This is a genomic window from Achromobacter semiaridum, assembly GCF_053543755.1.
In genome coordinates this window covers 1-6,470 of the sequence record NZ_JBLVOL010000062.1, presented here as the reverse complement: position 1 = coordinate 6,470, position 6,470 = coordinate 1, and the positions used below count along the sequence as shown (strand labels likewise).

Sequence of the window (6,470 nt, the reverse complement as noted above, 5' to 3'; positions counted from 1 at the left end):
AGCAGACGCGCATGCGCCTGGCCCAGCTGGCGCGCGGCGCCTGCCAGGCGGTCGGCGGCGCGCCCGGTATCGGGCACGCGATGCGCCAGGCGTTGCGTCAGCAGATTGACGCGCGCAGTGCGCCGGGCTTGCGGGCCCGACCACGCCGACGCCAGCCGGAAGCGCAGGCTGTTCAAGCGTTCTTGCTGATGCTCAAGCCGTTGCGAGGGCGACACCAACTGCCCGGACGCACGGTCCAGGCGTTGCGCGGCGCGTTCCAGCCGCCGTTGCTGACCGCGGACCATGGCTTGGGCCGACTGCATGACGCGGCCGATCAATTCGGAACGCGGTACGCAGGCCAATTCGGCGGCGGCGGTGGGCGTGGGCGCGCGCACGTCGGCCACAAAGTCCACGATGGTGAAGTCGGTTTCATGCCCCACGCCGCTGATCACCGGGATTTCGCTGACCGCGACCTGGCGCGCCAGGTCTTCGTCGTTGAAGCTCCACAGATCTTCGATGCTGCCCCCGCCGCGCACCAGCAACAAAGTGTCAACCTCGGCGCGCGCGTTGGCCAGCCGCACCTGGGCAGCCAGGCGGTGGGCGGCATCGGCGCCCTGAACCGGAGCCGGATAGATGATGACGGGCACTTGCGGCGCGCGCCGGGCAAGCGCCGACAACACATCGCGCAGCGCCGCTGCATGCAGCGACGTAATGACCCCGATTGCGCGCGGCAAACGGGCGGGTTCGCGCTTGCGGGCCGGATCGAACAGACCTTCCGAGGCCAATTGCTCTTTCAGGCGCAAAAACGCTTCATACAGATTGCCCAGACCGGCCCGGCGCATGGCGTCGGCCTGCAACTGGTAGTCGCCGCGCGGCTCGTACAGGGACACCCGCGCACGGATTTCGACCTGGTCCCCCGCTTTGGGTACAAAACCCACCGCGCTGGCGCGGCTTCGGAACATAACAGCCCGCACCGAGGCCCGGCTGTCCTTGAGCGTGAAGTACCAATGCCCGGATGCCGCCTGCGTGAAGTTCGAAATCTCTCCGCGCACCCATAAAGCCGGGATGCTGCGCTCCAACAACTGCCCCACTGCTTGGTTTAGCTGGGCAACTGTCAGGATATCCCGCGTGAATGCGTTGTTTGTGACTGCAAATTCAATTGTCATGAGGCTTTCCGATGCGTACCTGTCCACAGGGCATACGTAGCGGGGCGCAATGATACCGCGTCCACAGATTTTTGCAGCGGCAGGCCCGAAAGCCAGCAAACTCCGTGCAAGCCGTTGATTTTTATAGACAAATTATAAAAACTCAATTGCGCTAATTTGAAGCAAACAAGCGCAAGCCCTGTGCCCACAAGCGTTCCGGCGAAGTTTTGCACAGAATTATCCACAATTTCTGTGGATAAATCGGGGGCCTTCCCGCCTTGCCACAAACCCGCCGCGCCGTTACAGTTTCGGCTTGATCTGATGCCACGGCGCACGTACTGTTGCCGCCCTATGGCCCCCGGGAGTTGAACGCTTTGCTTTCCATTTTGCGCGAGGCCGGCTGGCCCATCTGGCCCCTGCTGGCGACATCCGTGCTGGGACTGGCGCTGATTTTCGAGCGCTTCCTCTCCCTGCGCCGCAGCCTTATCCTGCCCCGTGGCCTGAACGAACAGGTCGTGGACATGCTGCGCAACCGCCAGGACACCCCCGAAGCCATCAACCGCCTGGAACGAAATTCGCCGCTGGGCCGGGTGCTGGCCGAAGTGATGCGTCACCGCCATTTGCCCCGCGAAGAACTGCGCAACGTGGTCGAAGACACCGGCCGGGCCGTCGCTCATGACCTCAGCCGCTACATCCCCGCCATCGGCACCATAGCCGTCGTCGCGCCCCTGATGGGGCTGTTCGGCACCGTGGTCGGCATGATCGAGATCTTCGGGTCGTACACGCCCGGCGGCGGCGACCCCGCCCAATTGGCACGCGGCATTTCCATCGCGCTGTACAACACCGGCTTCGGCATCCTGATTGCCATTCCCGCCATGATTGCGCATCGCTACCTGCGCGGTCGGGTCGACGGCTATCTCAGCGCCATGGAGCAATCCGCCTCGCGGCTGGTACGCGCCGTGTCGCCCGTGCCGCCCGCCCCTTCCGCCTACCCCGCGCGCGAGGGGCGTTCATGAATTTCCGCGGTTCCCGGGGCGATCGCGACGAGCTGGACATCAACCTGATCCCGCTGATCGACGTCTTGCTGGTCATCCTGATCTTTTTGGCCGCCACCACGTCGTTCACCCGATTCACGCAATTGAAGGTGACCCTGCCGCAGGCATCGTCCGAGCAAGACACGCCGCCCGCGCTAGAGGTGGCCGTCAGCCAGGACGGGCGCTACGCGCTGAACGGCACGCTGATCGACGTGTCCACGCCGCCTGAAATCGCCGACGTGCTGCGTCAGGCGGCAGCCGGCAAGACCGAGCCGCTGGTCATCATCAACGCCGACGCCCAAGCCACCCATCAATCCGTGATCAACATCATGGAAGCCGCCCGCCTGGCGGGCATCGGCCGCGTCAATTTCGCCGCCCAGACGTCACGGTGAGCACCCCGCGTTCGTCCCCATCGCTGCTGGCCCGCCAGTGGCAGCATGGCGGCTGGCTGTCGACCCTGCTGTCACCGCTGGCCGCGCTGACCGAATGGGCGGTGGCCAGAAAGCGCGCCGCCTACCTCAGTGGCGCCAAGCCCAGCTACCGCGCGCCGGTACCGGTGGTGGTGGTGGGCAACATCTACGTCGGTGGCACGGGCAAGACCCCCATGGTGATCGCCACGGTCCAAGGATTGCGCGCGCGCGGCTTCACGCCCGGCGTGGTCAGCCGAGGCTATGGCGTGAAAGTCGGCCCGCAAGCCCGGGTCGGAGTGGGCGCATTGGCGGCGGATCGCTTTGGCGACGAACCCGCCTTGATCGCGCGCGCCACGGGCGCCCCGGTGTCCGTACACCCGAAACGCGCATTGGCCGCCCGTGCGCTGCTCCGGGCGCATCCGGACGTGGACGTGATCGTCTCGGACGACGGCCTGCAACACCTGGCGCTGGCGCGGGACGTCGAAATCGTGGTGCAGGACGCGCGCGGCGTGGGCAACGGCCGGTTGCTGCCCGCCGGCCCGCTGCGCGAACCCGCGCAGCGCTTGCAAGACGTGGATGTGCTCATCACCAACATCGGTACGCCTGACGGCGCCGGTGAACCGGCCAACGCCGACGCCACCCCCCCCCTCCGCCCGCGCCCGGTGCGGATGTGGCTGGAACCGGGCGATGCCCGTCACATCGAAGACGGCGCGACGCGGGCGCTTTCCGCCTTTGCGGGCCAGCCTCGCGTGGCGGCCGCCGCGGGCATCGGCAACCCGGACCGCTTCTTCTCGACGCTGCGCGCCGCGGGAATCGAACCGGACGCGACCCTGCCCTTACCCGACCATCACGACTACGCCGACTCGCCGTTCCGGGGCCTGACGGCCGACGCGATCCTGGTGACGTCCAAGGACGCCATCAAATGCGCCGCGCTGCACGACGCGCGCCTGTGGGAAGTGCCGGTGCAAGCGGCGTTTTCCGACCCGGGGTTGTTCGATTGGCTGGCGCAGGCGCTGCGCGACCGGGCTCCCGCCTAGCGCTGTGCCCATCGGCGCGTTGCACCGTGCCGTTCACCTCTCACCCGAGCCCGGCCGTGCACTTGCCGCGGCGAAAATCGGACTTTCGCCCTGCCCGCCGCAGCCTTGCCCGCCGCAAACTGTTTTAGAATCCCGGTCATGGAATCCCGACTTCTCGACATCCTCGTCTGCCCCCTGTGCAAGGGCCGCCTCGAAAACGACCGGCAGCACGCCGAACTCGTTTGCCGCGCCGACCGCCTGGCTTTCCCGATCCGCGACGGCATCCCCGTCATGCTGGAGTCGGAAGCCCGGGTGCTGGACGAAACCGCCCCCACCTGACCGCCGCACCGTGAGTTTCATCGCATTGATTCCGGCGCGCGCCGCCTCGACCCGCCTGCCCGACAAGCCCCTTGCCGATATCGCCGGCAAGCCGATGGTCGTGCGCACCGCCGACCGTGCCGCGCTATCGGGCGCATCCCGGCTGTACATCGCCACGGACGACACGCGCGTGCAGGCGGCCGTGCAGGCCCATGGCCTGACCGCCCTGATGACGCGCGGCGACCACCCCACGGGCACGGACCGCCTGGCCGAAGCCGTCCAGCAACTGGGGTTGCCGGACGACGCCATCGTGGTGAACGTGCAAGGCGATGAACCGCTGATCGAACCCGAACTGATCGACGCCGTGGCGGCCAAGCTGCAAGCTTGCCCCCACGCCGATATCGCCACCGCCGCCTGCCCGCTGGCCGACGCCGAGGCGCTGTTCAACCCGAACGTCGTGAAAGTCGTGTGCACCGCCGACGATCGCGCCATGTATTTTTCGCGCGCCCCGATTCCCTGGGCGCGCGATGCGCTGGCCGGCGGCGAACGTGTGCTGGCCGACGGGCTGCCCGCCTGGCATCACATCGGCCTGTACGCCTACCGCGTGTCGTTCCTGCGCCGCTTCCCGACGCTGCCGCAAGGCATGCTGGAACGGTTCGAAGCACTGGAACAGCTACGCGCCATGGAACATGGCCATCAAATCGTCGTACACCGCACGCTCAACCCTCCCGCAGCGGGCGTAGATACCCCGGCGGACCTGGAACGCGTGCGCTTGGTCTACAGCAAACAGATGTAAGGGTTATTTCCCATGGCGCAGCCCCGCATTGGCTGCTGCGTTGCGGCATAATCCCCCGGATCACAAAAAATAAACCCCATCAGGAGCACTCATGCGTCTCATCTTGCTCGGACCTCCCGGCGCCGGCAAAGGCACCCAGGCCGCGTTTCTCACCCAACACTTCGGCATTCCCCAGATCTCCACCGGCGACATGCTGCGAGCCGCGGTGAAGGCAGGCACGCCCTTGGGTATTGAAGCCAAAAAGGTCATGGATGCCGGCGGTCTGGTTTCCGACGAGATCATCATCGGCCTGGTCCAGGACCGCCTGAAGCAGCCCGACTGCGCCGGCGGCTACCTGTTCGACGGTTTCCCCCGCACCATCCCGCAAGCCGCCGCGCTGAAAAGCGCCGGCGTCAAGCTGGACTACGTGGTGGAAATCGAAGTGCCCGAAGAGGACATCATCGAACGCATGAGCGGGCGCCGCGTGCACCAGCCCAGCGGCCGCAGCTACCACGTGCGCTTCAACCCGCCCAAGGTTGAAGGCCGCGACGACCTCACCGGCGAAGAACTGATCCAGCGCGACGACGATCGCGAGGAAACGGTGCGCCACCGCCTGTCCGTGTACCGCGAACAAACCCGTCCGCTGGTTGATTACTACTCGACCTGGGCGCAGCAAAACGCCGCCGAAGCCCCGAAGTACCGAAAGATCTCGGGCGTGGGCGCCGTCGACGAAATCAAGTCGCGCCTGTTCGAGGCTGTCAATAGCTGATAGGCGCTTGGTTGGCCCAAAGGCCTTCGGCGCCGGCTGGACGCACTGCGCTCCGGCATCGGCCCGAAGGCCTTGTCGCATTCGGCGCCTGCCGCGCCGCTTTCATCACCTTTGAATTGAACTGGTAGAGACATGGAAATCGCGAACAAGGTATTCATCGTTACGGGTGGCGCGTCCGGACTGGGCGCGGGCACCGTGCGCATGCTGGTGGAAAATGGCGCCAAGGTCGTCATTGCCGACGTGCAGGACGAACCGGGCCAGGCCCTGGCCAAGGAATTGGGCCAGCGTTATGTGCATTGCGACGTCACGCAGGAAGCCGACGGCAAAAGCGCCGTGGCGGCCGCGCTGGAACTGGGTGCATTGTTTGGCCTGGTGAACTGCGCGGGCGTTGCGCCCGCCGCGAAGATCGTCGGCAAGAACGGCGCGCACCCGCTGGAACTGTTCCAGAAGGTCGTGTCGATCAACCTGATCGGCAGCTTCAACATGATGCGCCTGGCGGCCGAGGCCATGAGCGCCAACACCCCGGAACCCACCGGTGAACGCGGTGTCATGATCAACACGGCATCGGTTGCTGCTTTCGACGGCCAGATCGGCCAGGCTGCCTACGCGGCATCGAAGGCCGGCGTGGCGGGCATGACCCTGCCGATCGCCCGCGATCTGGCCAAGACCGGCATCCGCTGCATGACCATCGCCCCGGGCATTTTCGGCACCCCGATGATCTTCGGCATGCCGCAGGAAGTGCAGGATTCGCTGGCCGCCAGCATCCCCTTCCCCGCCCGCCTGGGCCGCCCGGAAGACTACGCCAAACTGGTCTACAGCATCGTCACGAACGACATGCTGAACGGCGAAACCATCCGCCTGGACGGCGCCATCCGCATGCCGCCGAAGTAATAATGCCCCCACGCCGCGCACGCTTGCTGCCCCCCGGGGGGGCGTCTTTCCCCTTGGGGCGGCCCGGCGGCGGCATGCGCCCCCCACGCCGCGCGTGCTGCGCACGCTTGCTGCCCCCCGGGGGGGCGTCTTT

At 66.5% G+C, this 6,470-nt stretch carries 8 protein-coding genes; 7 read left to right on the top strand and 1 reads right to left on the bottom strand.

The features are described from left to right. A partial coding sequence (xseA, locus tag ACNPP0_RS17575) for an exodeoxyribonuclease VII large subunit (protein ID WP_448706574.1) occupies positions 1-1,145 on the bottom strand: 1,145 nt, incomplete at its 3' end. Positions 1,146-1,498: 353 nt separating this feature from the next. Here xseA and ACNPP0_RS17570 point away from each other — a divergent pair. The 7 genes from ACNPP0_RS17570 (at position 1,499) to ACNPP0_RS17540 (ending at position 6,337) form a co-directional block, all read left to right on the top strand. Beyond that, the gene (locus tag ACNPP0_RS17570; protein WP_332608701.1) at positions 1,499-2,140 is read left to right on the top strand and encodes a MotA/TolQ/ExbB proton channel family protein; all 642 of its coding nucleotides are present in this window, start codon (positions 1,499-1,501) and stop codon (positions 2,138-2,140) included. Further along, positions 2,137-2,550: an ExbD/TolR family protein gene (locus tag ACNPP0_RS17565; RefSeq protein ID WP_046804705.1), complete on the top strand. Its 414-nt coding sequence runs from the start codon at positions 2,137-2,139 to the stop codon at positions 2,548-2,550. The genes ACNPP0_RS17570 and ACNPP0_RS17565 overlap by 4 nt, the downstream gene beginning before the upstream one ends. Next, positions 2,547-3,605, top strand: coding sequence for a tetraacyldisaccharide 4'-kinase (gene lpxK, locus ACNPP0_RS17560; protein ID WP_448706573.1), 1,059 nt, complete (start codon positions 2,547-2,549; stop codon positions 3,603-3,605). Before ACNPP0_RS17565 ends, lpxK begins: the two co-directional genes overlap by 4 nt. A 138-nt stretch (positions 3,606-3,743) precedes the next feature. Next, entirely contained in the window at positions 3,744-3,923 is a 180-nt protein-coding gene (locus ACNPP0_RS17555; protein ID WP_120156251.1) for a Trm112 family protein, read from the top strand. Between the two features lie 10 nt (positions 3,924-3,933). Continuing rightward, positions 3,934-4,698, top strand: coding sequence for a 3-deoxy-manno-octulosonate cytidylyltransferase (kdsB, locus tag ACNPP0_RS17550; protein WP_448706572.1), 765 nt, complete (start codon positions 3,934-3,936; stop codon positions 4,696-4,698). Between the two features lie 91 nt (positions 4,699-4,789). Next, positions 4,790-5,446 (top strand): adenylate kinase, encoded by a 657-nt coding sequence (gene adk / locus ACNPP0_RS17545; protein WP_448706571.1) that lies wholly within the window; start codon positions 4,790-4,792, stop codon positions 5,444-5,446. Between the two features lie 132 nt (positions 5,447-5,578). Then, the gene (locus ACNPP0_RS17540) at positions 5,579-6,337 is read left to right on the top strand and encodes a 3-hydroxyacyl-CoA dehydrogenase (protein WP_332608704.1); all 759 of its coding nucleotides are present in this window, start codon (positions 5,579-5,581) and stop codon (positions 6,335-6,337) included. Positions 6,338-6,470: the final 133 nt, after the last annotated feature.